Consider the following 23,806-nt stretch of genomic DNA (forward strand, 5'->3'; position numbering starts at 1 on the left):
AGACTGCGCCTCATACTTAGCGGACTTGGTACTTTCCAAGCATTGTACGACGTAACGCCGCTTAACCCCAGTTTTCGCCGCAAGGACTAACGCTCCATGTCACACCCTGTGATTCTTGTTGATGGCTCTTCGTACCTGTTTCGTGCCTTTCATGCCATCCCGCTGCTGACCAACTCCAAAGGCCTGCACACCAACGCTGTAAAAGGCGTGATCAGCATGATCAAGCGTCTGCAGAAAGACTATCCGGGGTCACAACTGGTGGTGGTGTTTGATGCCAAAGGCAAAACCTTCCGCAGCGATATTTACCCGGAATACAAGGCCCACCGGCCGCCGATGCCAGAAGAGCTGCGCGAGCAAATCGAGCCCATCCACGCCATTATCCGCGCCATGGGACTGCCGTTGTTGATGGTAGAAGGTGTTGAGGCTGATGATGTCATCGGTACCTTGGCACAGCAGGCGCTGCAGCACCAACAGGATGTGGTGATCTCAACCGGTGATAAAGACATGGCACAGCTGGTGAATGCTCATGTGTCGCTGATCAACACCATGACCGATACCTTTATGGACGTCGACGGCGTGCAGCAAAAGTTTGGCATTCCGCCCGAGCACATTGTCGATTATCTGGCCCTGATGGGCGACAAGGTCGACAACATTCCCGGTGTTCCTAAAGTCGGTGAAAAAACCGCCGTTGGTTTGATAGCCGGTTTAGGCAGCCTGGAGTCCGTATATGAGCGTTTGGATGAGGTCAAAACCCTCGATTTCCGCGGTGCCAAAACTCTGGCTCCAAAGTTGGAAGAGCACAAAGAGCAAGCCTTCCTGTCCAAGGAACTGGCCACCATCAAATGTGATGTGGCACTCGAGCATGGCCTGTTAGAGCTGCGCTCCGATGCGCCGGATACCGACACTCTGTTGGATTGGTTTAAGCAGCTGGAGTTTAAAGCCTGGATTGCCGAACTGAGCGATACCAGTGCCGTTGAGGCAGACGAACCAACGCCAGAGGCCATCGATACCGATTATGAGATTGTCTTTGAGCAATCGCAGTTGGACGCCTGGCTAGAGCGGTTGCGCGACAGTGAGCTGTTTGCCTTTGATACCGAAACCACGTCGCTGAATTACAAACAAGCGAGCATTGTGGGTGTCTCTTTTGCGGTTGAGCCCGGCAAGGCGGCCTACGTGCCATTGGCACACGATTACGACGGCGCTCCCGAACAACTGGACCGAGAGCAGGTGCTGGCACAGCTCAAGCCGTTGTTAGAAGACGCTGATTGCAAAAAAGTGGGTCAGCACATGAAGTACGACATGCACGTGTTGGCCAACCATGGCATCACCTTGCGCGGCGTGGCCTTCGACACGCAGTTGGAGTCTTACGTGCTGGACTCGGTCGCGACCCGCCACGATATGGACAGTCTGGCGCTTAAGTATCTGGGCCATAAATGTATCAGCTTTGAGGACGTCGCCGGCAAGGGCGCGAAACAGAAAACCTTCAACCAGGTCGAGATTGAGCAAGCCGGCCCATACGCCGCCGAAGACGCCGACATCACCTTGCGCTTGCATCAGTTATTGTGGTCCAAGCTGCAGCAGCAAAGCGCGCTCAAAAGTGTGTTTGAAGACATCGAAATGCCTGTGATGCCAGTGCTATGCGCGATGGAAGAAACCGGTGCACTGATTGATCCTGACCTGTTGTTGCAACAAAGCCAGCACATCGAACAGCGCTTGGCCGAGTTAGAGCAGCAAGCGCACAACGAAGCGGGGGAAGTGTTTAACCTCAGTTCACCTAAGCAGCTGGGTACCATTTTGTTTGAAAAACAAAACCTGCCGGTGGTGAAAAAGACGCCTAAGGGTGCGCCCTCAACCGCAGAAGAAGTGCTGGCCCAGTTGGCCGAAGAGTACGAGCTGCCGCGTCTGATTATGGAACATCGTGGGCTGGCCAAGCTGAAAAGCACCTACACCGACAAACTGCCGAGCATGACGTTTGCAGATAGCAACCGAGTGCATACCTCGTATCATCAAGCAGTGGCGGCTACTGGGCGTTTGTCGTCCAGCGACCCGAATCTGCAGAATATCCCGATTCGCTCGGAAGAAGGCCGGCGCATTCGCCAGGCGTTTGTGGCGCCGTCCGGCTATCAGCTGGTGGCGGCCGACTACAGCCAGATCGAGCTGCGCATCATGGCGCATTTGTCAGGCGATGACGGTCTGCTAACGGCGTTTGCGCAAGGGCGGGACATTCACCGTGCCACAGCCGCAGAAGTGTTTGCCGTGAGCGAGATTGAAGTGACCGACAATCAGCGCCGCAGCGCCAAAGCGATTAACTTCGGTTTGATTTACGGCATGTCGGCCTTTGGCTTGGCGCGGCAGTTGGGCATCAGTCGCAGCGAAGCGCAGCAATATGTTGATCTCTACTTTGAGCGCTATCCGGGCGTGCGCCAGTACATGGACAACACCCGCGAACAGGCCAAAGACAAGGGCTACGTGGAAACCTTATTTGGCCGGCGTTTGTACTTACCCGACATTCGCTCACGCAACGTCGGCCGTCGCCAACACGCCGAGCGCACCGCCATCAATGCGCCGATGCAGGGCACCGCGGCCGACATCATCAAACGCGCTATGGTGCAGGTGAGCGCCTGGTTGCCCGACAGCGGCTTTGATGCGCGGCTGATCATGCAGGTGCACGACGAGCTGATTCTGGAAGTGAAGAGCGAGCAAGCGCAGGATCTGGCTCAAGCGCTGAAGCAGCAAATGCAGCAAGCCGCCGAGCTGAAAGTACCATTGCTGGTGGAAGCGGGTATTGGAGATAACTGGCAGCAAGCGCACTGATCGCTAAGCCAAGTAGCAAGGCAAAAAAAGACCCGATCGCCATTGGGGGAGCGACCGGGTCAACTTCGGATCATTGGGGAAGACCGAAGGAGAACAACTCAATGGAACCAAGAGAGAAAAACGGCTTTCCTGTGACCTAACGGTCACAATGTCACTATAGCCAACCACCCTAAATGGGTGGCCGGTAATGACTAGAATAGATTGTTTTTGCTGATTGGTAAGACGCCAGATTTGGTGGGCGTTTAATCAAGCAGATGATCGGGCAGGGGCGGGATGAAATCGTCGTCGTTATCGTCGTTGTCCGCCAACAACCAAGCGTTCAGGGTTTGCTGCAGTATCTTCAAACCATCGCCGCTTTGTGAGGAAAAGGTTTGCGCAGTCATTGGTGTGTTGTAGCTTTTCAGTGCCTTCTTTACCTGCAGCAAGGCCGCTTGAGCAGGACCGCGCTTGAGCTTATCGGCCTTGGTCAGTAGCACATGCACTGGCATATTCGCTTGTGTTGCCCAGTCGAGCATGGCGACGTCGAACTCTTTTAGCGGGTGGCGGATGTCCATCAACAACACCAAACCAACCAGCGGTTCGCGTTTGTCGAGGTAGAAACCAAGCTCTTTTTGCCATTCGTTCTTTTTCGCCACCGGCACCTTGGCGTAGCCATAGCCGGGCAGGTCGACCAGCGCCAGCGGCGAGTCACCCAAGCGAAAGAAGTTAATCAACTGCGTGCGCCCCGGGGTTTTACTGGTGCGAGCCAGCTTCTTATTGCCGGTTAGACAATTGAGGGCGCTGGACTTACCGGCATTGGATCGTCCGGCAAACGCCACCTCACGCTCAATATCCGTCGGGCATTGGCTCAGGCGTGCAGCACTCTTATCAAAGTGAGTGTTGGTATAAATCAATGAATCCGTCTTTGGCATGAGGTAAACGTAATGACCGTCTGGTAGTTAATGTTTATAATGGCGGGCCTTTTAAAAACGCTCCTATTCTATCACAGAGCGTTGAGTTCGAGGCGACGCTGTTTTTAATACCGAAAAACGAGCAGAGAGAGACTCACAATGATTAAAAAGTTAACTGTGATAGCAGCCATGGCTGCAGCGGCTCTGAGTGCCAACGTTCAGGCCTTTGATGTGGATGCCAAATACAAGCAAGCCTGTGCGGCTTGTCATGCTATGGCGGTGGCCGGTGCACCAAAGTCGTTCGATAAAGCGGCCTGGGAGCCTCGCCTAGCGCTGGGTATGGACACACTGGTTGCCAGTGTGACCAATGGTAAGGGTGCCATGCCTCCTCGCGGACTGTGCATGGACTGTACACCAGACCAGTACAAGCAGCTGATTAACTACATGGCTGCCCCCAGAAATAACAGAAGAATTCACTTACAACCTGGATCTGACGATGAAAAACCTGTTGATTAGCCTGATTGTTTCGGCCGGACTGATGTCCGTAGCGCACGCTGGTGATGCTGAGGCCGGTAAAGCTTTGTCGGCCACCTGTGCGGCGTGCCATGGTGCGGACGGCAATAGTCTGTCTCCTGCATTTCCGAAAATTGCAGGACAGGGCGAACGTTACCTAATCAAACAGATCACTGAGATTCGTGACGGCGCGCGCCCGGTGCCTACCATGCAGCCGTTCGTGATGAATCTGACCGATCAGAACATCGCAGATCTGGCGGCCTATTACACCAAGCAAGCACCGAGCGCCGGTGGTGCGAAAGCCGAGCTGGTTGAGCTGGGTGAGCGCATTTACCGCGCTGGTATTGAAGAAAAAGGCGTGCCTGCGTGTCAGGCGTGCCACATGGCAGACGGCAGTGGCTTGGAGCTGGCGGGCTTCCCGCGCCTGGCTGGTCAGCATGACCAGTACACTTCTCTGCAGCTGCACAACTTCAGTGCTGGCGAGCGCAACAATGACCAAGCAGCGATGATGCGCACCATTGCGCAGCGCATGCACGACAAAGAAATCGAAGCGGTGTCATCGTACATCCAGGGCTTACGTTAAGCCCTCCTAAAGAAGCGGCTTCGGCCGCTTTTTTTGTGCCCGATGATTGCGTTTCTTTGCGCCAGTTCAGTGGGCGCTGTTGAACCTTTATGCAACAATGCCGTCTTTCTTAACCCGATTAGATAAGTCTGGAGTGAAGGGATGATATCTCGCATCAAAGTATGGTTGCTGGCAGCGATGGCCAGCGTAGCGGTGAGCGCACATGCCGCCGATTTCGAAGCTGGTAAACACTACACAGTACTGGATGAGCCGGTGCCGGTGCAGGCCAACGGCAAAATTCACGTTGAAGAAGCATTTTGGTATGGCTGCCCGCACTGCTTCCATTTGGAAAGTGTGCTGACGCCGTGGAAGAAGCAATTGCCGGATGATGTTGAGTTCACCGGTGTGCCAGCGATGTTTGGCCGTGCTTGGGTGGTGCATGCACAGCTGTACCATGTAGCGGACGCATTGGGTGTGCTGGATCAGGTGCATGAAGACATCTTTAAAGCGCTGCATGTTGGTGGCCAGCGTCTGCTGGATAAAGCCGAGCAGCGTGAATTCCTGATGGCCAAAGCCGGTGTGAGTGCTGAAGATTTCAACAAAACCTACGATTCATTCACGGTGAAAAGCCGTATGAAGCAAGCTGACCAGCGTATTCGTGCATTCAAAATTGATGGCGTTCCTGCTTTGATCGTGCAGGGCAAATACATCGTTACCGCGCGTCAGGCGGGTAGCCAAGAAGCCTTGATTAAGGTAGTAGATCACCTGATTGACCAGGAGCGCCGTGCGCTCTGATGCATTGCCAGCGACAGTCAGTCACTGCTCGCTGGATGACTTCCTGGCGGCTTCGGCCGCCAGCCACGCCAGCCTTAAACTTCTTACCTTTAATATGCAGGTGGGTATTCATACCCGCGGCTATCACGACTATCTGCTAAAAAGCTGGCAGCACCTACTGCCCTCGCGTCAACGCAAACACGCCCTAGCCAATATCGCCGATCTGCTCAAGCCTTTCGATCTGGTGGCGTTGCAAGAGGCCGATGCCGGCAGCTGGCGCAGTCGCCATGAAAACCAAGTGGAATGTTTGGCGCAGCTGGCGGATTTTCCCTACTGGTATCAGCAAGTGAACCGCAACTTGGGCGCGCTGGCACAGCACAGTAATGGTTTGCTGTGTCGCGCTCCGCTGCAAACCGTGGAAAAGCACGCCTTGCCGGGGTTGCTGCCTGGCCGAGGTTTGATGCTGGCTACGCTACAGTGGCCGCAGGCGAAGGTGACCGTAGCCGTCACGCATTTGGCGCTGGGAAAACGCACGCAGTTTGGGCAGCTCGACTATCTGGTCAGCCAAGTTAAAGACGCCGAGCACCTGATTATCATGGGCGACCTGAATCAAGAAGCGGAAGTGCTGCTGCAGCACAGTCCTTTGAAACGCTTAAATTTGCAACGCCTACCCGACAAATGCCCCACCTTTCCCAGCTGGCGACCGCAACGCGGGCTGGACCATATTCTCGTCAGCGATGGCCTGTGGCTGCGTCAAGTCGCCAGTATTCATCATCCGCAATCCGATCATTTACCTGTGGCTGCCGAAGTCGCTTTGTTGCCCTGAAGTCGTATTCAGTCACGTCGACTGGCCAGGACTTTACCTATAATGGTGGCGCAGCCAACCAATAGGGGAGCGTTATGGCGGGAGCAGCGGGCGATTCTGTGCGGCGCTGGCGTGACAAGTATCTGGACTTGGTCGACAGTCACGAAAAGCTCAAACACAACTCGGAAGAACAGCAAGATCAGTTACGCCGGGCGTTGGTGATGGTGTCTCTATTGGCCGAAGGCCAGGAGTCGAGCGTCGACAGCGCGTTAGCCAGGCTGCGTGAGACACTCAAACCCGGTGCGGTCGGCATGGAAAAGACCATGTCTGATCTGGAGCGCGCAGTGCGACGGTTCGAAGACCAAAATACTGCCCGGGCGGAAGTGCTGCTGGGCGAGCTGTCGGATGTCGCGCACAAATTGGCTGACTGTCCGTTGCCAAAACCGCTGCAAAAGCGTGTGCGAGAAGTGCGCAAAACCGCGCAGACGGAGCTGCAAAGCTGGGCCGGTTACATCAATCAGCTGCAAGCGTGGATGCAAATCCTCGGCGATTTAGCGACCTTGGACGGTTACGATGAGCAGCCGTCGAAATGGTGGCAGCGCTGGTTTTCCCCGCGCCAGCAAAGTACCGAAACGCCCGAGACAGAGGCCGCGGAGCACAAAGCACAGCCGATTCAATTAGATCAGCCGATCGAGCAGACTGAGATTGAAGGCGAGCCGGGCTTTTCTCACATCTCCGACGAAGTCTCGCAAACGCTGCTGAGTTTGCTGTCGCAACTGGTCATTCCTGAGCGCTTAAACACCTCCGCCAATGAACTGCAGGGGCGGCTCAGTAAAGGCCTCAACTGGTACGAGTTGGTTCCCCTTTTAGAAGATACCGCCGAGTTTTTGATCGACTGTTTAGGCAGTGGCCAGCAGGAGTTCGAACGCTTTCTGGCCAACCTGGATGAGCGGTTAAGAGCGATTCAGCTGCTGGTATCCGACGCGCATTCCGGCCAGGAAGAGCGCAAGCGTGCGCGCGAAGACCTAGACGGCTTGGTGCGTGATCAAATTGCTGACATTCGTTCAGTGGTGACCGGCTCGCGCGATTTAGGTGAGCTTGGCTCCAGTGTGCGTGAGCATCTCACCCTGATCGTACGCGCCATGGAAAAGTACCAAGAAGACGAGCAAGAGCGCGAGCAGCGGCTGTCGGCCAAACTGGAAATGCTGCAGAACCGCCTTACTGAAATGGAGAAGGAAGCCTCCGCTGCGCGCAAAGTTATCGAAGAGCAAAAGCGCCGCGCTACTCACGATGTACTCACTGGATTACCGAATCGCGAGGCGTACGGGTTGCGTCTCGAGCAAGAGCTGAAGCGTCGCTCGCGCTACGGCGGTGCGCTGACGATGGCGATTGGTGATGTCGACCATTTCAAATCGATCAACGATAACTTCGGTCATCTGGCCGGCGATAAAGTACTGCAGTTATTGGCCAGAGCGATGCGCAAATACTTGCGCGATGTCGACTTTATCGCCCGTTATGGTGGTGAAGAATTTGTCATGCTTATGCCAGAGACGACTGCAGAAGAGGCCATGGTGGCCACGGAGAAGCTGCGTACCACCATCGAAAAAGCGCCGTTCCACTTTAAGCAGCAGCCGGTGCAGATCACCATGTCGTTCGGTATCGCGGAATTCCATGCACTGGAAGACCCGGAAACCGTGTTTGATCGTGCTGATAAAGCCTTGTACAAGGCCAAAGCCGAGGGCAGAAACCGCAGCCAGCTGGCAGCGGATTAAACCCATGTGACAGCATCGGTTGCGGCGTTGTGCAGATTGCTTTAAAGTTTCGATTAAATTTCGAATCGAAACTTTAAGTGGGTAGCAGTGCGTGGTGTAACTCAACAACGACGGCAACAGATTTTGACTCTACTGCAGCAGCATGGCGAAGTGCAGGTTGAGCCACTAGCACGCCAGCTGCAAACTTCCGAAGTAACGATACGCAAAGACCTGAAGGCGTTGGAGGCCAGCGGCGTTCTGGTTCGGCGCTATGGCGGCGCCATTGCTGCGGCCGACGGCTCCACTTTCGAAACCGGTAGTAAAATTTCGAACCGAAAGAAAGCGATTGCCGCCGCCGCCGCACAAGGTATTCGCGACCATCAGCGCATCATTATCGACAGTGGCTCCACCGCGTCAGCGATTATTCCCTTTCTGGAGCAGCGTCGTGGGATGGTGGTGATGAGCAACTCACTGCTGGTGGCGCGCCAGGTATTGGCGTTGGAAAACGAACCGACGCTGTTAATGACTGGCGGTACCTGGGATGGTCACAGTGAATCGTTTCAGGGCCAAGTCGCCGAGCAAGTGTTGCAGGCGTATGACTTTGATCAGCTGTTTATTGGTTGTGATGGCATTGATCTGCAGCACGGCACCACCACCTTCAACGAACTGCTCACGCTCAGCCGAACCATGGCGCAGGTGTCGCGCCAAGTGGTGCTGATGGCCGAGTCCGACAAGATTGGCCGGCGTATTCCTAATCAAGAGCTGGCGTGGCAGCAAATCGACGTATTTATCACCGACTCTGGCATTAGCCGTGAGCAACAACAGCAAATCGAAGCGCACGGCGTACAAATAGACATCGTGACAGAGTGACAGTTAATAGAGGACATTCATATGTGTGGCATTGTGGGCGCCGTGGCGCAGCGGGACGTGGCGGATATTTTGCTGACGGGCTTGCAACGACTGGAGTATCGCGGCTACGACTCGGCCGGGATGGCGGTATTAAGCCCAGCGGCAGAACTGCAACGCGTGCGCCGTTTGGGCAAGGTCGAACAGCTGGCCAATGCTTTGCAGCAACATCCGATGACTGGCGGAACAGGCATTGCCCACACCCGCTGGGCAACCCATGGTCAGCCCTCTGAAGCCAATGCCCACCCTCATCAGTCCGGTAGTTTAGTTGTGGTACACAACGGCATTATCGAAAACCACGCCGAGCTAAGGCGGCAACTTGAAGCTCAGGGTTATGTGTTTGAGTCGCAAACCGACACCGAAGTGATCGCTCATTTAATCGCAGAGCAGCGTCGTCAGGGTGTGGAGTTGTTGCAGGCAGTGATGGTGGTACGCAAACAGCTTACCGGTGCCTACGGCATGGCGGTGATGGATCAACAGCTGCCGGAGCAATTGGTGGTGGCGCGCAGCGGTAGTCCGCTGGTGATTGGCGTGGGCATAGGCGAGCACTTTGTCGCATCCGATCAGCTGGCGCTGTTGCCGGTAACTCAGCGTTTTGCCTTTCTGGAAGAGGGCGATGTGGCGCTACTGCAGCGCCATGATTATCAGGTGTTTGACTTGAACGATCAGGCGGTAGAGCGCCGTGTGCAGGAATCGACCGTCGAGCATGATGCTGGTGACAAAGGTGCTTTCCGTCACTACATGCTGAAGGAAATCTACGAACAGCCCCACGCCATTCGACAAACTCTGGCCGGGCGGCTTGAGAACGGTGAGCTGAATCTCGAAGCCTTGGGCGATCTGAGTGACATCGAGCAGGTGCAGATCATTGCCTGCGGCACGTCATACCACGCGGCCATGACGGCGCGCTATTGGATCGAAAGTCTGGCGCAGCTGCCATGCAACGTTGAAATAGCCTCGGAGTTTCGCTATCGCCGCTCGGTGGTGCGCCCACGATCATTGCTGGTGACGATTTCGCAAAGCGGTGAAACCGCCGATACCCTGGCGGCCTTACGTTTGGCGAAAGAGATTGGCTACCAGCGCACACTGACTATTTGTAACGTGCCGGGCTCATCCTTGGTACGTGAATCGGATGTGGCATTAATGACCTGTGCTGGTGTTGAAGTGGGCGTGGCGTCGACCAAAGCCTTTACCACGCAACTGGTGGCTTTGTTGTTATTAACCGCAGCATTGGGTCGCGGCCGAGGATTGGATGTGCACCAACAGGCGGCGCTGACGGACGCTTTGCAGCAATTGCCGGATTTGATCGACAAGACGCTATCGATGAACGCCGATATTCAGGCATTGGCACAGCGGTTTGCGGAAAAGCATCATGCGCTGTTTTTGGGGCGTGGCAGTCAATACCCCATCGCCATGGAAGGGGCGCTTAAGTTAAAAGAAATTTCCTACATTCACGCTGAAGCCTATGCGGCGGGCGAGTTGAAACATGGTCCATTGGCATTGATCGACGCTGAAATGCCGATCATTGTGGTGGCACCCAATAATCAACTGGTAGAAAAACTAAAGTCCAATATCGAAGAAGTACGTGCCAGAGGTGGCGAGTTAACTATTTTCGCCGATGAAGCTGCGGGGTTAACCACATCAGACAATGTCACCGTGCTGCCGGTCACTCATTGCGACAACCTGATTGCCCCGATTGTCTATACCTTGCCTTTGCAATTGCTGAGCTATCACGTTGCGGTGATCAAAGGCACGGATGTCGATCAGCCGCGCAACTTGGCGAAAAGTGTGACGGTGGAATAACACCCTTTATATAACGGGCTAGCTAGTCTGAAACCTCTTTTCGCAGCTTTAACCGAGCAATGGTTCATGCACAGCTAAAGGAGATATTTTCATGGTTTGCCCGTTGTGTAACTTTTACGACAGGCTGGCAAAAAAATACAAAATTGTTGAAGTGCATCTCATTGGCCAAATTGCAAAGTATTTGGCGCACCGTTACTATGCCTGCGCTTAATTTGAAGAGCCTTCTATGGGCGCCGTTCTTCAGATTTGAAAAGTGTCAGTGATATCCCATTTAAGGAAAGAAGAGTGAAAAAGACATTGTTAGCGGCCGCTTTGCTGGCCAGTGTTAATGCTTCAGCGATGCAGTTGGATTTGGATAACAAGTACGTTGGCGGTAGTTTACATCTGACCGATTTTGGTGTGAGCGGCTTCGATAGTGCTGTTGGCTTCGGCGTTTTAGCTGGTGCGCCCTTAAAAGGCGTGAACTTGCCTGCAAATGTTAGTCTGACTCCAGAAGCGGGATTTGTTTACTTCGGCACTAGCAGTAACGACGAAGGTACTTTCAGTACCATCGATGTTGAGTACTCTGGTTATTCTGTTCTTGGCGCGATGAAAGCAAGTTTGGCGTTTAACGAACAAGTGTCTGGCCATGTTAAAGGCGGTCTCAATTACGTGAACGTAGAAGCAGAAGTTTCTTCTAGCACATCTTTCTTTAGCTACTCTGCATCTTCAGAAGCAAGTGAAATCAAGCTGTTGCTGGGGCTGGGTGGTGAGTTTAAGGCGACTGAAAAACTGTCTATTGTCGCGGATTACACCTTGTACGCTAGTGATATTTCTAGCCTGAGCGCTGGCGTAAACTTTAAGTTCTAAGTTTGCGTTGTTAGAGGCACCTTATGGTGCCTCTATCACCGAGGCGCTAATTAAAATACGGTTTAATAAACTCATCTAACTTGCCATCTGCACGAAGTTTGGCAATACCATCGCTCAGTTGTTTTTCAAGTTGTTCGCTATTCGGCGTATTACGGCTGACTAGCATATAAAACTTATCGCCTTCAATGCCTGGAATGGCATTGTAGCCCCAGCTATCGTCTAACAGTTTTTGTCCGATTAATTCGAACCCTGCCAAAATTTCATAGCGGGCCAAGGCAATATCGCAGCGCCCTGCCGAAGTTTTACTCAACAGCTGCTCGAAGTTATTGGTATTACGATCAACTTTTTCTGAGTCGATGCCAAACCCGGCGTAGTTATAGCCGCGTAGTCCGCATATTTTGTACTGTTTGTTGGCATCATCTGCAGACATTTGAATGCCATCAGGAAATTTATCCTTTTGGTAAATAAAGCTCGGCTGCACTGTGTAGTAGTAGTCGGTTAACCGAAAGGTTTTACGGCGTTCATCATTGGCCGAGGCACTCAGCGCAACATGCACTTTGCCGGTGTCTGTGTCCTGCATGCAGCGCTTCCATGGCAGCATCTGCACTTCGTATTTAACGCCAGCGGGCGTTAATATCGCGTCTAATACATCCAGGTCGTAACCTCGTATTTCGCCACCGGCCTCGTAGGTGTAGGGTGGCCAGCCGGCTTTATCGCCGCAGAACTTTAGCATTTCTGCCTGGCTCCAGCAGGCAGTAGCAGTTAGTAGAGCAAAGGTGAGCAGTCGAACCATGATGGTGTCCTCGGACAAACAAACGGTTCTGTGAGTATAGGCAGCTGTGTGAAAAGGCCAGCGATAGTGCAGAAAAGTTCGTTTGAATAGAGCAGGCGGGAGTGCTGCTTCTATTGATTGAGGAGTCAATAGTTTTGGCGCTAAAGGGCACGCTCGCGATTTAAAAATCGGCCAGCATGCCTTTTAAGCTATTGAGGGTTTCTTGGCCACGCTGTTTTTGCTCTTCGGCCGACGTCTCGGTTTTGCCTTCCCATTCAACGTCCTTCTGCGGCAATTCATCCAAAAAGCGTGAATGGGTGGTTGAGGCGGTTTCGCCGTACTGGCGTCTTTTCGCCGCATAGGTAAGAGACAGTGTGCGTTTGGCACGAGTAATTCCCACATACATCAGCCGCCGCTCTTCTTCGATGGTATTGGCTTCGATGCTGTTGCGGTGCGGCATCAGCTCTTCTTCCATACCAATGATGTAAACATGTGGGTACTCCAAGCCTTTGGAGGCATGCAAGGTGAGCAGCTGCACCTGATCGTTTTCGTCTTCTTGTTCTTGCTGCTCCAGCATATCGCGCAGCACCAGTTTACCGACGGCGTCTTCAATGGTGACTTCATCGCCGACTTCTTCGGCTTTGTCGATCATTTTGGCCACTGAGTCGACCAGAAACCAAACGTTCTTCATGCGCCGTTCTGCTTGGTGTGGTGTGCCGGAGTTTTGCAGCAGCCACCCTTCGTAATCGATGTCATTGATCAGCTCTTTGATCGCCGCCACCGGGTCATCTGTGTAGGCGTTGCGAGTAATGCCTTCCAGCCACTGGCCGAAGCGGCGCAAGCGGTCCACCGCTTTTGGCATCAGTACCTGTTCCAGCCCCATTTCGGTGGTCGCCGACATCAAGCTGGTACCGCGCATGGCGGCGTATTCACTAAGCTTTTCGATGGTGGTCGGGCCGATTTCGCGCCTCGGGGTATTGATGATGCGCAAAAAGGCGGCGTCGTCGCTGGGATTAATCAGCAAGCGCAGGTAGCCCATGATGTCCTTGATTTCATTGCGGCCAAAAAACGATTGGCCACCGCTGAGTTTGTACGGCACTTGAAAGGATTGCAGCTTCATCTCGATGGCACGAGATTGATGATTGCCGCGGTACAGCACGGCGAAGTCACGATAACTGCAGCCGTAGCGCATGCGCCGCTCAATGATCTCAGTAGCGACGCGCTCGGCTTCTGCCTCGTCATTACGGCACTTCAAAATACGGATCGGGTCACCATAGCCTTTGTCTGACCACAGCTTCTTTTCAAATTCATGCGGATTGTTGTCAATCACATGGTTGGCGGCGTGCAAAATCAAACCGGTGGAGCGGTAGTTTTGCTCCAGTTTAATCAGCTTCAGCGTTGGGAAGTCTTTTTTTAGCAGCGCCAGGTTTTCCGGGCGTGCGCCGCGCCAAGCGTAGATCGATTGGTCATCGTCGCCAACCACGGTCAGTCCGCTGCGCTGGCCGACAAGAAACTTCACCAGCTCGTATTGGCTGGTATTGGTGTCCTGATACTCGTCCACCAACAGGTAGCGAATCTTCTTTTGCCAGCGCGCCAAGACGTCTGCGTGGTCGCGGAACAACAGCGTTGGCACCAGAATCAAATCATCGAAATCGACAGCGTTATAGGCCTTCAGCATTCGTTGATAGACGGCGTAGGTCTGGGCAATCATCATCTCTTGCGGGCTTTGTGCTACCTGCAAGGCGTGCTCTGGGGTGATCAGGTCATTCTTCAGGTTACTGATGCTGTTTTGCACCAGTTCAATCATATCGCCGTCGTCGCCATGCTCACGGTGCATGACGTCACGAATGATGTTTTTGCAGTCGTCTTGGTCGAGAATCGAAAAGCCCGATTTGTAGCCAGCGGTTTTCAGCTCATGGCGAATGATATTGAGGCCGAGGTTGTGGAAGGTCGATACAGTTAGGCCTTTGGCGCCGCCCTTGCCCACTAGGGCATTGACCCGTTCTTTCATTTCCCTGGCGGCTTTGTTGGTAAAGGTCACCGCTGCAATATGATGCGCTTTGATGCCGCAAGCGTCGATCAGGTAGGCAATCTTACGAGTAATCACCGACGTCTTGCCGGAACCGGCCCCGGCCAATACCAGCAGGGGGCCATCAATGTACTTCGCCGCTTCATGTTGCCGGGGGTTTAGCTGGGAGAGATCAACCACAAAAAGTAACCGCTGTGAGAATGCTTGCCAACGCGCAAGTTTACCACCGCCAGCGTTTGGCCTCAGCTGCTGTGTTGCCAGTGCGATTCTGGTGTGCCTGACTCATAGGTCAGCTGGCCACCGAAAAAGACTTCCGACGTATATGGGCTGTCGGTGTTGAGGTGATAGAGCACCAAAGCCATCACAGTGCCGATCACCACCAACATAAATACGAGAAACTGGCGTGACATGCCTAAATATCCTAAGTCAGGTAACGATCTAACGCACGATAGCCAATGGCTTCAGCCAAATGGATGCGGCTGATGTCCGGCTGTTGCGCCAAATCGGCAATGGTGCGAGCGATTTTCAGTAAACGATGATAACCCCGCGCAGACAGTTTCAGTTGCTCAGCGGTTTGGCGCAGCCACTGCTCATCTTCGGCCTGCAGCTGGCATAACTGCTGACACTGGCGGCTACTGAGCTGTGCATTGCTGCAGCCTTGGCGTTGCAACTGTTGTTCTCGTGCTGCCATCACTCGGATGCGCACCTGTTGGCTGGTTTCCCCGGTGGGAAGTTGCTGCAGCTGAGTAATGGGCACCGGCGGCACCGCGACGTGCATATCGATGCGATCAAGCAATGGACCGGAGGCTTGGCTTTGATAGCGCTGGACTTGTTCCTGAGTGCAGCGGCAACGCCCGCCTGGGTCACCGTGGTATCCACACGGGCAAGGGTTCATCGCCGCGAGTAATTGAAATTGCGCTGGGTATTCAACACTTTGCTGCGCGCGGCTGATTACAATACGGCCACTTTCTAGCGGCTCGCGCAGAACGTCAAGTACCTTGCGGCTGTATTCGGGCAGCTCATCGAGAAACAGCACGCCGCCATGCGCTAAGGAGATCTCTCCCGGTTTTGGGTGCGCTCCTCCGCCCACCAACGCAATGCCTGAAGCGGTGTGATGAGGCGCGCGAAACGGCCGTTGGCGCCAATGCTGCAACCAATCTAACGAGCGTGAGGACAGTGAGTGAACGGCCGCGGCCTGCAGTGCCTCGGCGTCGCTCATGGCCGGCAATAAGCCGGGCAAGCGGCTGGCGAGCATGGTTTTACCGGTTCCCGGTGGGCCGATAAACAACAGGTTATGTTGCCCTGCTGCGGCGATTTCTAACGCTCGTTTGGCTTGTTGCTGGCCGCGCACATCGGCCAGATCCAACGTGCACGATGTCTCTTCGGTTAGGTCGGTGGGCGTCGAGGCTGACAGCGTTTGCTGGCCATGAAGATAGGCGCTGACTTCGGCCAAACTACTGGCGGTAACGGCGTCAGCGTCCCGGCAGAGGCTGATCTCAGCGCCATTGTCTTGAGGTGCCACCAAGCGCCGCTGCTGTTTGGCCGCTTGCAGCGCGACCGGTAATGCCCCGCGCACCGGCTGCAGACCACCGCTGAGTGCCAGTTCACCGATGAACTCGTGTTGCTGCAATGCTTGGCTGGGGATTTGCGCTGAAGCTGCGAGAATGCCCAAGGCAATGGCCAAGTCGTAGCGACCGCCTTCTTTGGGCAAATCGGCTGGAGCCAAGTTGATGGTGATGCGCTTGGCCGGAAAGTCGAAGCCGCTGTTGATCAGCGCGCTGCGCACGCGGTCCTTACTTTCTTTCACTGCCGTTTCGGGCAATCCGACCAGCGACAGTGACGGCAGCCCGGAAGATAAATGCACTTCTACCCGCACTTCTGGGGCGTCTACCCCACATTGTGCCCGGGTCAGTACCTGAGCGAGGGACATAGGCAATCCTTTGCGCAAATGATGGTCACAGAGTACTGCAGTGTCACATGACTGACAAAGTGTATTCCCTGCAAAACCCGTGTTTGGGTGCGATACTGACAACTTGTGAACGGAGGACTGTGTTATGTCTGCAACTTGGCCAGCGACATCCACCATTATTTTTCTCGCTCTGCTGCTGACAGCTTGTGGTGGCGGAGGTGGTGGTGGCTCAGACCGTCAGCAGCCTCCGGAGCCAATTACTGAGCCGCAAGAACCCGCACCACAAGAACCAGAGCCACAAGAGCCTCAGGAACCGGAAACGCCGGCGCCGCAGTCGAGTTCTTTTACATTATCTGGCTCTCTGGAACCGGCGGCTTCGCTGTTGGTTGACTCGGATGTGAACGACATCTTCGCCGACTTCGCCGATAACAACAGCCCGCAAACCGCGCAGGAGCTGCCCAATATTGTCACGCTGCAAGGCTTTGCATCGGCCGTGGCCGCCAATACCAGCCCGAGCCTGTCGCGCTTTGCGCGCAGCACCGATCGCGATGATTATTTCCGCGCCCGTTTGCAAGCCGGTCAAGTCGTGCAGCTGCAGGTGGTGGATGCGCAAACCAGTGAGTTCTTCTTCCAAACCAGCAACGACCTAGACCTGTACATGATCGAATCTGGCTCTGATACGCCGCTGTCGTCCACCGACACCGCCGAATACGAGCAATTGGTGGTGCCGTCTACGGGGGATTACTTTATTAACGTCTACGCCTACGACGGTTTGTCGAAGTACGTGCTGCGCTTGCTGCCACCAGGCTCGGCTGCGGCCAGCTCGCAGACGGTGAGTCAGGATAACTTTGTTGATGGCGAAGCCATCGTGCGTTATCGCTCGGGCAACCCAGCGGCGCGTTCGAGCAGTAACAAAGCAAGCAGACCACAACGGGTATTGCTGGCTAATAACACTTCGGTGTTGGCGCGTAATTTCAACGCCAAAGCGCAGCCACAAAACGACTTTGAGCGCCGCCGTCAGACCTTGATTGATATTAAGCACCTGCGTTTGCAAGGCGACGTGGCCTACGCTGAGCCGAACTACATTCGCCAGCCACTGCGTGTACCAGATGACCCAGGTTACAACTGGCAGTGGCATTATCCTGCCATCAACTTACCCCAGGCATGGGATTTGGCGCTGGCAGAGACGGCGTCACCAGCACCGATTGTCGCGGTGTTGGACACCGGCGTGTATCTGGCCCATCCGGATTTTGCCGGTCAGCTGGTCGATGGCTACGACTTTATAAGCTTGCCGTCGATCTCGCGTGATGGCGATGGCATCGACAGCAACCCAGACGACCCAGGCGACAGTGCCACGCGCGGGCAAAGCTCGTGGCACGGTACGCACGTTGCCGGTACCGTGGCGGCAGCCAACAACAATGGCAGTGGCGTGGCTGGCGTCAGCTGGGGCGCTAAGGTGATGCCGATGCGCGTATTGGGCGATGGTGGTGGTACCACCTACGACATTATTCAAGGCGCTTTTTGGGCGGCAGGCTTAAGCAATGACAGTGGCACGGTGCCAGCGCGCCGTGCTGACGTTATCAATATGTCGCTGGGTGGTGGCAGTTATTCTGCCGCTGAAGAAGACGCCTTCCGCCGTGTGCGCGACGCGGGTGTGATCATCGTTGCCGCTGCTGGCAACGAGGCCACCAGCTTGCCCAGTTACCCGGCTGCCTACGATGGCGTGGTGTCGGTCAGTGCGGTGACTTTCAACAACGCTTTGGCGTATTACTCCAATTTTGGTAGCAGCATCGATGTGGCCGCGCCCGGCGGCGATGCGCGTCGCGACCTGAACCGTGATGGCAACCCAGATGGCGTGTACAGCACCTACGTTGACGATCAAAGCGGCAGTCGCCGCCCAAGTTACATGTTCGAGCAAGGCACCTCGATGGCAGCACCACATGTCGCCGGCGTGGTGGCGTTGATGAAAGCCGCCTACCCAGAGCTGACTCCGGCGCAGTTTGATCAGCTACTGACCGCCGGTGATCTGACCGAGGACTTGGGAGCCAGCGGCCGCGATAACAGTTTTGGTTATGGCCTGATCGATGCCAGTAAGGCGGTCAGGGCGGCGCTGGCACTGGCCAACGGCGGTGAGGCGCCAGAATTGCCAGTGCAGCTCAGTGCCAGCCCAGCGGAGCTGCAGTTCAATCAAACCACCAGCGCCAGCCTAAGTGTCAGCAACATCGGCGGCGGTTCCCCTAGTGTTACTGTGCAAGATGACGCCAGCTGGCTATCGCTAACGCCGTCGGCGGTGGATGGTCAGGGCCTTGGCCGTTATAACGCGGTGGTGAATGCGGCCGGTTTGGCCGATGGCTTCTACAACGCGGAAGTAACGATTACGCCGAGCAGCGGCAATGCCTTGACGGTGCCGGTGTATTTGGTGATTGGCAGCCAGCAGGTTGAGGGTGAGCTAACCCAGCATTATGTGCTGTTGTTGGACCGCAGTGGCAATACCACGGTCAGCAGTGAGGCGGTGGAAGCCGATGGCAGCTTCCGCTTTACCAACGTTGCACCAGGTGAGTATCGCATCAGTGCCGGTACCGATATGGACGTCGACAGTTTTATTTGTACCCCAGCAGAAACCTGCGGCGCTTACCCGGCGTTGGGAGCAGAGCAAATCATCGAGGTCACTGACAGCGATATCAGCGGGTTGAATTTCCTGGTGCGGGTGGTGGCTGGCGGCGGCGTCGACGCTGAAACCCAACAGAGTCAGTCAGCATCAACGCCCGCCGAAGGTTTGCAGCGTTAATAAGGCAACTTGGCCAAGCGATTCATGTGCAAGGTGCCGAGGTACAAGCCGTCTTTCTCTGGCTGTACCGAGGTGACGCCACCGATAGCGACGGCGGCTTGATCATGCAGGGTTTGCAGTACTTGGCCATCGCTGCCGACTTGCACAATCAGGCCATATGCCGGCGGCACTGGCGCCAGCGCCTTGGGCAGTTTGGCGAGCTGGTTTTTCAGCCACGGCGATTGGTGCAGGCGATCCACCATCTCTGGTCGCAAGCCGTAAAATGCCAGCCAATAAGTGCCGTTATCGGCGCGGGCAATGCCATCTGGCAGGCCAGGCAGCGCTTGCAGAAACGGCTCCACTTGTCCGCGGCGCTCACCGGCTAACCATACTTTGCTGGTGCGATAACGGAAGGTCTCATTCACCAACACGTAGCTTTGATCAGCGGCCACTGCGACACCGTTGGCAAAGGCCAGCTCCTGCGCTAACAACTCCAGCTTCCCGGTAGCGGGGTGGTAGGCAAACAGGCGCCCAGAGGGTCGCCCATCAAGAATATCGAGCATTACGTCATCGAGGCTGAAACGCGTTGAGGCATCGGAAAAATACACCGTGCCATCACTGCCAATATCCACATCATCAACCAGGCCTAAGGGCTGCCCCTGATATTTATTAGCCAACACCTGCAGCTCAAACTTTGGGGTCATACGCAGCAGGCCTTTATCGGCGTCGGCGATGATCAAGTGTTGTTGTTGATCAAATGCCAGCCCGAGCGGCCGCCCGCCGGTATTCAGCAACTGCTCCCATTCTGAATAAGGGCATTTACGCAGAATGGAGCCGTCCTCTGTGCCGGTGTAAAGGCAGCCCAGCTTGTCGCGAGCGACGTCTTCACCGCCGTACTGACCCGGAGGCAATGCCGTAATTTGCGCCGCTTGCAGCGCATCGTTGCTGTGCCAAGGGCCCTCAAGCGCTATGGCTTGGCTTGGAGTCACGGCAATGGAGTCAATCGGGGAGGGCATAAACAGAATGCCGACCACCACCAGGGTGGCGGTGGTAAGGGATAACAATAATGTTTTCATTGCAGAAGCTAGGCCAGAAAAATTTCTTCGACTATAGCGACAGCCTCGCCACGAGAAAAGTACGTTGCCAAGCTAGGGTGATTGTAGATATAGAGTGACGACTAAAACGGTGTGTTTAATCGGTGCCATAAAGGCACCGACCACGTATAAAAAATGCTTAAACCAGTAAATAGCCGCCATCGACATTAATCGCTGAACCTGTGGTGTAGCTGGAAGCAGCGGATGCTAAATACAACACAGTCCCGGCCATCTCATCGGGCATGGCCACACGTTTCATAGGAATGTGCATCAGTGCCATTTTTAGGATGGCATCGTTGCTGGTTAAGGTGCTGGCAAATTTGGTATCGGTCAGGCCAGGCAACAGGGCATTCACACGAATGTTTTGCTGTGCACATTCTTTAGCAAAGGCTTTGGTCATCGCAATCACGGCGGATTTGGTAATGGAATAAATACCCTGCATATCCCCTGGTACCACACCATTGACTGAGGCAACGTTAATAATGGAACCGCCATCGCCTTTCTTCATTAACTTGGCACCAGCCGAAGACATAAAGAAATATCCGCGAATATTGACGTCGACGGTTTTTTGAAAGGCGGCTAGGTCAGTATCTAGAATATGGCCAAAATAGGGATTGGCCGCGGCGTTATTTACCAGAATATCGAGCTTACCGTGTTTGTCTTCGATGGCATTAAAGCAAGCGTCTATCTGCTCCATTTCGCCGATATGGCAGGCTAGAGCTTCGGCGCTGCCGCCCGCTTCTTTAATCTCATCAGCGACGCGCTGACAGCCATCCAATTTACGGCTGGAAACAATGACATGGGCACCGGAGGCGGCAAGCAACTTGGCAATGCTTTCTCCTATGCCGCGGCTGGCACCGGTCACTAAGGCAACGCGATTGGTGAGGTCAAACAGTGTTTGAGGGTTCATAGTTGAGTTTCCTTGTGTGAACCGCCATCAGCGGTAGGTCAAAAAATGCTGTCCGGCTTGTGCCAGATGTTGTTGTTCGTTAAATGCAGCGAGACTGACACGGCCGTGGCGGCTGTACAAGAGTTGGCTGATGCTGGCATTAAGAAGCGTCCAGTTCAGTTCAAACGCTTGCTCATTATTCAGTTGCAAACAGTGTTGCGCCAGCGCGGTAATCGGGCCGCCTGAAGTAAATATCACCATATTTTTGCCGCCGTGATGTGTCATTAGCTGCTGACAGCCGTGAGTGACTCGTTGGCAAAAATGACGCCAGGATTCCTTGTAGTCTTTATCGTGTTCGCCGCTGGTCCAGCGTTGCACGGCTTGTGCAAATAATTCCTGAAACGCCTGTGTTTTGTTTTTCCGCGTCAGCAGCCAAGCACCAAGGCGTGCCTTGTTGCGAAATTGAGGAAAGGCGCAGGCAATGACGTCATCCGAGTCAAATTCATTAAATTCGGCCATCTCCACTACGCGTCCAAGAGATGGCCAATGGCGCTGGGCGGACTCAAACGTCTGACGATGACGTTGCATGCTACCGTGTACGACTATGGATGCCTCAAAACCACGCATTGCCAGTGCTTTGCCGACCAGCTCTCCCTGCATTAAGCCGGTATCAGAGAGTTGGTCGTAATTTAATTTGCCAAAACTGGCTTGCCCATGTCTGACCAATAGAATACTGGCCATCTACTTTATTCCTGAATGTTTGATAACACGTTGACAGCGATAATGCAGGTAGTGCACGAATAACCAAAAGTGTTTGAATGCTGGGTTATCGGTTTGTTTGTGGTGATAGCGGTAATAAATTTGCTGCACAATAACGGCCAAACGAAACAGGCCAAATACTTCGTAAAATGGCCAATGGGAACGATCGAAGCCCATTTTTTCACAGTAATAGTCGACAATTTCTTCGCGAGTCAGCATGCCGGGTAAGTGACTGGGCTGGCGGCGAATCATGCGCATGAGTCGATCATCATCGGCTTGTACCCAATAGGCTAAAGCACCGCCCAAGTCCATCAACGGGTCGCCTAGCGTGGCCATTTCCCAGTCAAGCACACCAATGATTTCACCTGGGTTGTCGGCGTTTAATACCAAATTATCCATACGGTAGTCATTGTGGATAATGCAGGTACTGACGTCTTCCGGTTGTTGCTGTTGCAACCAGGTCATAATGCGTTTAAACCCAGGAACATTCCAGGTTTTGGACTTAATATAGCGTTGACTCCAGCCTTCGACCTGGCGCTTCACATAACCCTGACCTTTGCCCAGATCCTGCAGCCCAGCGGCTTGATAATCGACCTGATGCAGATCGATTAACTTATCGATAACGGAATAACACAGGCTGCGAGCTTGTTCTTTACTCAGCAGCATGCCTTTGGGCAAATTACCCCGTGGAATAATGCCGCGCAGTCGTTGCATCAGATAAAAATCGCCGCCTATCACACTGGCATCGTCACAAAATGCGATCATGTCCGGTGCATATGGATAGACGGGTTTTAACCGTTGCATCACATTGAATTCACGCCGCATGTCGTGTGCACTGGCGGCTTTATGGCCCGCCGGTGGGCGGCGAAGAATCAGATCATTATTGGCGTAGTCTGGCGAATACAATAGGTGATAGGTCAAGTTGGATGCGCCGCCAGAGAATTGTTTGATCTGTGGCAGTTGCGACCCGTAATCAAACCCCTGAGCATTTAGCCAATCATGCACCGCCTGTAAATCAAATGCATCGCTATCGCGCAGTGTTTTTGCCTGATCAACAAACTGCTCGCTCATGGTTTGTTGTATTGTCATATTAGTGGCCACCGGTAGAAGAAAGGCGACTTTGCTCTCGCTGTTTTAAGCGCTCAGCCATTTTTATCACGCCACGACGATACAAAAACGGCAAATACTTCTTAATAAAATAACTGCGTCGGCCCACGGGGTGCGGATTACAAATCATGGTGTTATTGAGCATGGCTTGATAGGCCGCTTCGGCGATGTCGTCGGCATTTAACGCCGACGCTTCAAATACCTTGTCGACAAACTTGAGCATGTCCGGGTCGGAGGTTTTCATGCCATGGTTCAAATTGGTGCGGAAAAACCCTGGGCACAGTGCCGTTACGCCAATACCGTACGGCATGAGTTCAAAGTGCATGGTTTCTGAAATGGCCACCACCGCGGCTTTGCTGGCGTTGTACGAGCCCATAGAGGGCGCCTTCATCAAGCCGGCAAGTGAGGCGACATTAATAAAGTGACCTTTTCCGGCTTTTTTCATCATCGGTGTAAAGGTACGACAGCCCAGGGCAACGCCTTTAACATTGATGTCAATGACCCATTCCCACCACGCCCATTCACCGGCGTCTATGCGATCACCGGTAGCGACCCCGGCATTATTAATGACCACATCGATACGTCCCCAGCGTTGTTGCACGACGTCTTGCAGTTGCAGCCACTGAGCTTCTGAGCGCACATCTAATTCGTACACCCAGCCTTGGCCACCGGCCTGCCGCACCAAGTTGAGCGTTTCTTGGCTGCCTTCAGGGTTGATATCGGCAATACAGATGTCAGCGCCTTCGCGGGCGTAACGCAGTGCCAGTGCTCGGCCTAAGCCACTGGCCGCGCCGGTAATCAGTACGGTTTGCATAA

Annotated in this window: 20 protein-coding genes; 10 read left to right on the forward strand and 10 right to left on the reverse strand. The window is 54.2% G+C overall.

What is annotated here, in order from left to right; genetic code table 11:
* Positions 1 to 96 precede the first annotated feature (96 nt).
* Positions 97 to 2,814, forward strand: coding sequence for a DNA polymerase I (polA, locus tag CHH28_RS04930; protein WP_094059265.1), 2,718 nt, complete (start codon positions 97 to 99; stop codon positions 2,812 to 2,814).
* A 242-nt stretch (positions 2,815 to 3,056) separates the two neighbouring features.
* Here the strand turns inward: polA and yihA are convergent, their stop codons facing one another.
* Positions 3,057 to 3,725 (reverse strand): ribosome biogenesis GTP-binding protein YihA/YsxC, encoded by a 669-nt coding sequence (gene yihA / locus CHH28_RS04935; protein ID WP_094059266.1) that lies wholly within the window; start codon positions 3,723 to 3,725, stop codon positions 3,057 to 3,059.
* A gap of 138 nt (positions 3,726 to 3,863) precedes the next feature.
* Between yihA and CHH28_RS04940 the strand changes: the two genes are divergently transcribed.
* From CHH28_RS04940 to CHH28_RS04975, 8 genes are all read left to right on the forward strand, one after another.
* Positions 3,864 to 4,220, forward strand: a complete 357-nt coding sequence (locus CHH28_RS04940; protein ID WP_199244002.1) for a c-type cytochrome — start codon at positions 3,864 to 3,866, stop codon at positions 4,218 to 4,220.
* Positions 4,201 to 4,800 carry a c-type cytochrome gene (locus CHH28_RS04945; RefSeq protein ID WP_094059267.1) on the forward strand — a complete coding sequence of 200 codons (600 nt, stop codon included), beginning with the start codon at positions 4,201 to 4,203 and terminating at the stop codon, positions 4,798 to 4,800. Before CHH28_RS04940 ends, CHH28_RS04945 begins: the two co-directional genes overlap by 20 nt.
* Positions 4,801 to 4,941: 141 nt before the next feature.
* Positions 4,942 to 5,574 carry a thiol:disulfide interchange protein DsbA/DsbL gene (locus CHH28_RS04950; protein ID WP_094059268.1) on the forward strand — a complete coding sequence of 211 codons (633 nt, stop codon included), beginning with the start codon at positions 4,942 to 4,944 and terminating at the stop codon, positions 5,572 to 5,574.
* A complete protein-coding gene (locus CHH28_RS04955; protein ID WP_233243750.1) occupies positions 5,564 to 6,379 on the forward strand; it encodes an endonuclease/exonuclease/phosphatase family protein in 816 nt (271 codons plus the stop codon). The genes CHH28_RS04950 and CHH28_RS04955 overlap by 11 nt, the downstream gene beginning before the upstream one ends.
* 74 nt (positions 6,380 to 6,453) lie before the next feature.
* Entirely contained in the window at positions 6,454 to 8,130 is a 1,677-nt protein-coding gene (locus tag CHH28_RS04960; RefSeq protein WP_094059269.1) for a GGDEF domain-containing protein, read from the forward strand.
* Between the two features lie 87 nt (positions 8,131 to 8,217).
* The gene (locus CHH28_RS04965) at positions 8,218 to 8,979 is read left to right on the forward strand and encodes a DeoR/GlpR family DNA-binding transcription regulator (protein WP_094059270.1); all 762 of its coding nucleotides are present in this window, start codon (positions 8,218 to 8,220) and stop codon (positions 8,977 to 8,979) included.
* Positions 8,980 to 9,000: 21 nt separating this feature from the next.
* On the forward strand, positions 9,001 to 10,815 hold the full coding sequence (glmS, locus tag CHH28_RS04970; protein WP_094059271.1) for a glutamine--fructose-6-phosphate transaminase (isomerizing): 1,815 nt from the start codon (positions 9,001 to 9,003) through the stop codon (positions 10,813 to 10,815).
* 285 nt (positions 10,816 to 11,100) lie between these two features.
* Positions 11,101 to 11,664, forward strand: a complete 564-nt coding sequence (locus CHH28_RS04975; RefSeq protein WP_094059272.1) for an outer membrane beta-barrel protein — start codon at positions 11,101 to 11,103, stop codon at positions 11,662 to 11,664.
* A 46-nt stretch (positions 11,665 to 11,710) separates the two neighbouring features.
* Here CHH28_RS04975 and CHH28_RS04980 read toward each other — a convergent pair whose 3' ends face one another.
* The 4 genes from CHH28_RS04980 to CHH28_RS04990 all read right to left on the reverse strand — a co-directional run bounded on the left by CHH28_RS04980 (position 11,711) and on the right by CHH28_RS04990 (position 16,395).
* Positions 11,711 to 12,457 carry a substrate-binding periplasmic protein gene (locus CHH28_RS04980; RefSeq protein ID WP_094059273.1) on the reverse strand — a complete coding sequence of 249 codons (747 nt, stop codon included), beginning with the start codon at positions 12,455 to 12,457 and terminating at the stop codon, positions 11,711 to 11,713.
* 160 nt (positions 12,458 to 12,617) lie between these two features.
* Entirely contained in the window at positions 12,618 to 14,645 is a 2,028-nt protein-coding gene (gene rep, locus CHH28_RS04985) for a DNA helicase Rep (protein WP_094059274.1), read from the reverse strand.
* Between the two features lie 62 nt (positions 14,646 to 14,707).
* Positions 14,708 to 14,875 (reverse strand): hypothetical protein, encoded by a 168-nt coding sequence (locus CHH28_RS19835; protein WP_157729781.1) that lies wholly within the window; start codon positions 14,873 to 14,875, stop codon positions 14,708 to 14,710.
* Positions 14,876 to 14,886: 11 nt separating this feature from the next.
* The gene (locus tag CHH28_RS04990; protein WP_094059275.1) at positions 14,887 to 16,395 is read right to left on the reverse strand and encodes a YifB family Mg chelatase-like AAA ATPase; all 1,509 of its coding nucleotides are present in this window, start codon (positions 16,393 to 16,395) and stop codon (positions 14,887 to 14,889) included.
* Between the two features lie 124 nt (positions 16,396 to 16,519).
* Here CHH28_RS04990 and CHH28_RS04995 point away from each other — a divergent pair, with 124 nt between their 5' ends.
* The gene (locus CHH28_RS04995; protein WP_094059276.1) at positions 16,520 to 19,162 is read left to right on the forward strand and encodes a S8 family serine peptidase; all 2,643 of its coding nucleotides are present in this window, start codon (positions 16,520 to 16,522) and stop codon (positions 19,160 to 19,162) included.
* On the opposite strand, the gene CHH28_RS05000 is transcribed toward CHH28_RS04995, so the two are convergent.
* The 5 genes from CHH28_RS05000 to CHH28_RS05020 all read right to left on the reverse strand — a co-directional run bounded on the left by CHH28_RS05000 (position 19,159) and on the right by CHH28_RS05020 (position 23,804).
* Entirely contained in the window at positions 19,159 to 20,217 is a 1,059-nt protein-coding gene (locus tag CHH28_RS05000) for an SMP-30/gluconolactonase/LRE family protein (RefSeq protein ID WP_094059277.1), read from the reverse strand. The genes CHH28_RS04995 and CHH28_RS05000 overlap by 4 nt on opposite strands.
* Positions 20,218 to 20,374: 157 nt before the next feature.
* Positions 20,375 to 21,145, reverse strand: coding sequence for an SDR family oxidoreductase (locus CHH28_RS05005; RefSeq protein WP_094059278.1), 771 nt, complete (start codon positions 21,143 to 21,145; stop codon positions 20,375 to 20,377).
* 27 nt (positions 21,146 to 21,172) lie between these two features.
* Positions 21,173 to 21,865 (reverse strand): histidine phosphatase family protein, encoded by a 693-nt coding sequence (locus CHH28_RS05010; RefSeq protein WP_094059279.1) that lies wholly within the window; start codon positions 21,863 to 21,865, stop codon positions 21,173 to 21,175.
* Positions 21,866 to 22,972, reverse strand: coding sequence for a phosphotransferase family protein (locus CHH28_RS05015; RefSeq protein WP_233243751.1), 1,107 nt, complete (start codon positions 22,970 to 22,972; stop codon positions 21,866 to 21,868).
* Between the two features lies 1 nt (position 22,973).
* The gene (locus tag CHH28_RS05020; RefSeq protein ID WP_094059280.1) at positions 22,974 to 23,804 is read right to left on the reverse strand and encodes an SDR family oxidoreductase; all 831 of its coding nucleotides are present in this window, start codon (positions 23,802 to 23,804) and stop codon (positions 22,974 to 22,976) included.
* Between the last annotated feature and the right edge of the window lie 2 nt (positions 23,805 to 23,806).

The organism is Bacterioplanes sanyensis (genome assembly GCF_002237535.1).
Lineage (GTDB): Bacteria > Pseudomonadota > Gammaproteobacteria > Pseudomonadales > Oceanobacteraceae > Bacterioplanes > Bacterioplanes sanyensis_A.

Excerpts from the sequence above, each read along its gene's own strand:
- polA (WP_094059265.1), top strand. The coding sequence starts at position 97 with ATGTCACACCCTGTGATTCTTGTTGATGGCTCTTCGTACCTGTTTCGT.
- yihA (WP_094059266.1), bottom strand. The coding sequence starts at position 3,725 with ATGCCAAAGACGGATTCATTGATTTATACCAACACTCACTTTGATAAG.
- CHH28_RS04940 (WP_199244002.1), top strand. The coding sequence starts at position 3,864 with ATGATTAAAAAGTTAACTGTGATAGCAGCCATGGCTGCAGCGGCTCTG.
- CHH28_RS04945 (WP_094059267.1), top strand. The coding sequence starts at position 4,201 with ATGAAAAACCTGTTGATTAGCCTGATTGTTTCGGCCGGACTGATGTCC.
- CHH28_RS04950 (WP_094059268.1), top strand. The coding sequence starts at position 4,942 with ATGATATCTCGCATCAAAGTATGGTTGCTGGCAGCGATGGCCAGCGTA.
- CHH28_RS04960 (WP_094059269.1), top strand. The coding sequence starts at position 6,454 with ATGGCGGGAGCAGCGGGCGATTCTGTGCGGCGCTGGCGTGACAAGTAT.
- glmS (WP_094059271.1), top strand. The coding sequence starts at position 9,001 with ATGTGTGGCATTGTGGGCGCCGTGGCGCAGCGGGACGTGGCGGATATT.
- CHH28_RS04980 (WP_094059273.1), bottom strand. The coding sequence starts at position 12,457 with ATGGTTCGACTGCTCACCTTTGCTCTACTAACTGCTACTGCCTGCTGG.
- CHH28_RS19835 (WP_157729781.1), bottom strand. The coding sequence starts at position 14,875 with ATGTCACGCCAGTTTCTCGTATTTATGTTGGTGGTGATCGGCACTGTG.
- CHH28_RS04990 (WP_094059275.1), bottom strand. The coding sequence starts at position 16,395 with ATGTCCCTCGCTCAGGTACTGACCCGGGCACAATGTGGGGTAGACGCC.
- CHH28_RS04995 (WP_094059276.1), top strand. The coding sequence starts at position 16,520 with ATGTCTGCAACTTGGCCAGCGACATCCACCATTATTTTTCTCGCTCTG.
- CHH28_RS05000 (WP_094059277.1), bottom strand. The coding sequence starts at position 20,217 with ATGAAAACATTATTGTTATCCCTTACCACCGCCACCCTGGTGGTGGTC.
- CHH28_RS05005 (WP_094059278.1), bottom strand. The coding sequence starts at position 21,145 with ATGAACCCTCAAACACTGTTTGACCTCACCAATCGCGTTGCCTTAGTG.
- CHH28_RS05010 (WP_094059279.1), bottom strand. The coding sequence starts at position 21,865 with ATGGCCAGTATTCTATTGGTCAGACATGGGCAAGCCAGTTTTGGCAAA.
- CHH28_RS05015 (WP_233243751.1), bottom strand. The coding sequence starts at position 22,972 with ATGACAATACAACAAACCATGAGCGAGCAGTTTGTTGATCAGGCAAAA.
- CHH28_RS05020 (WP_094059280.1), bottom strand. The coding sequence starts at position 23,804 with ATGCAAACCGTACTGATTACCGGCGCGGCCAGTGGCTTAGGCCGAGCA.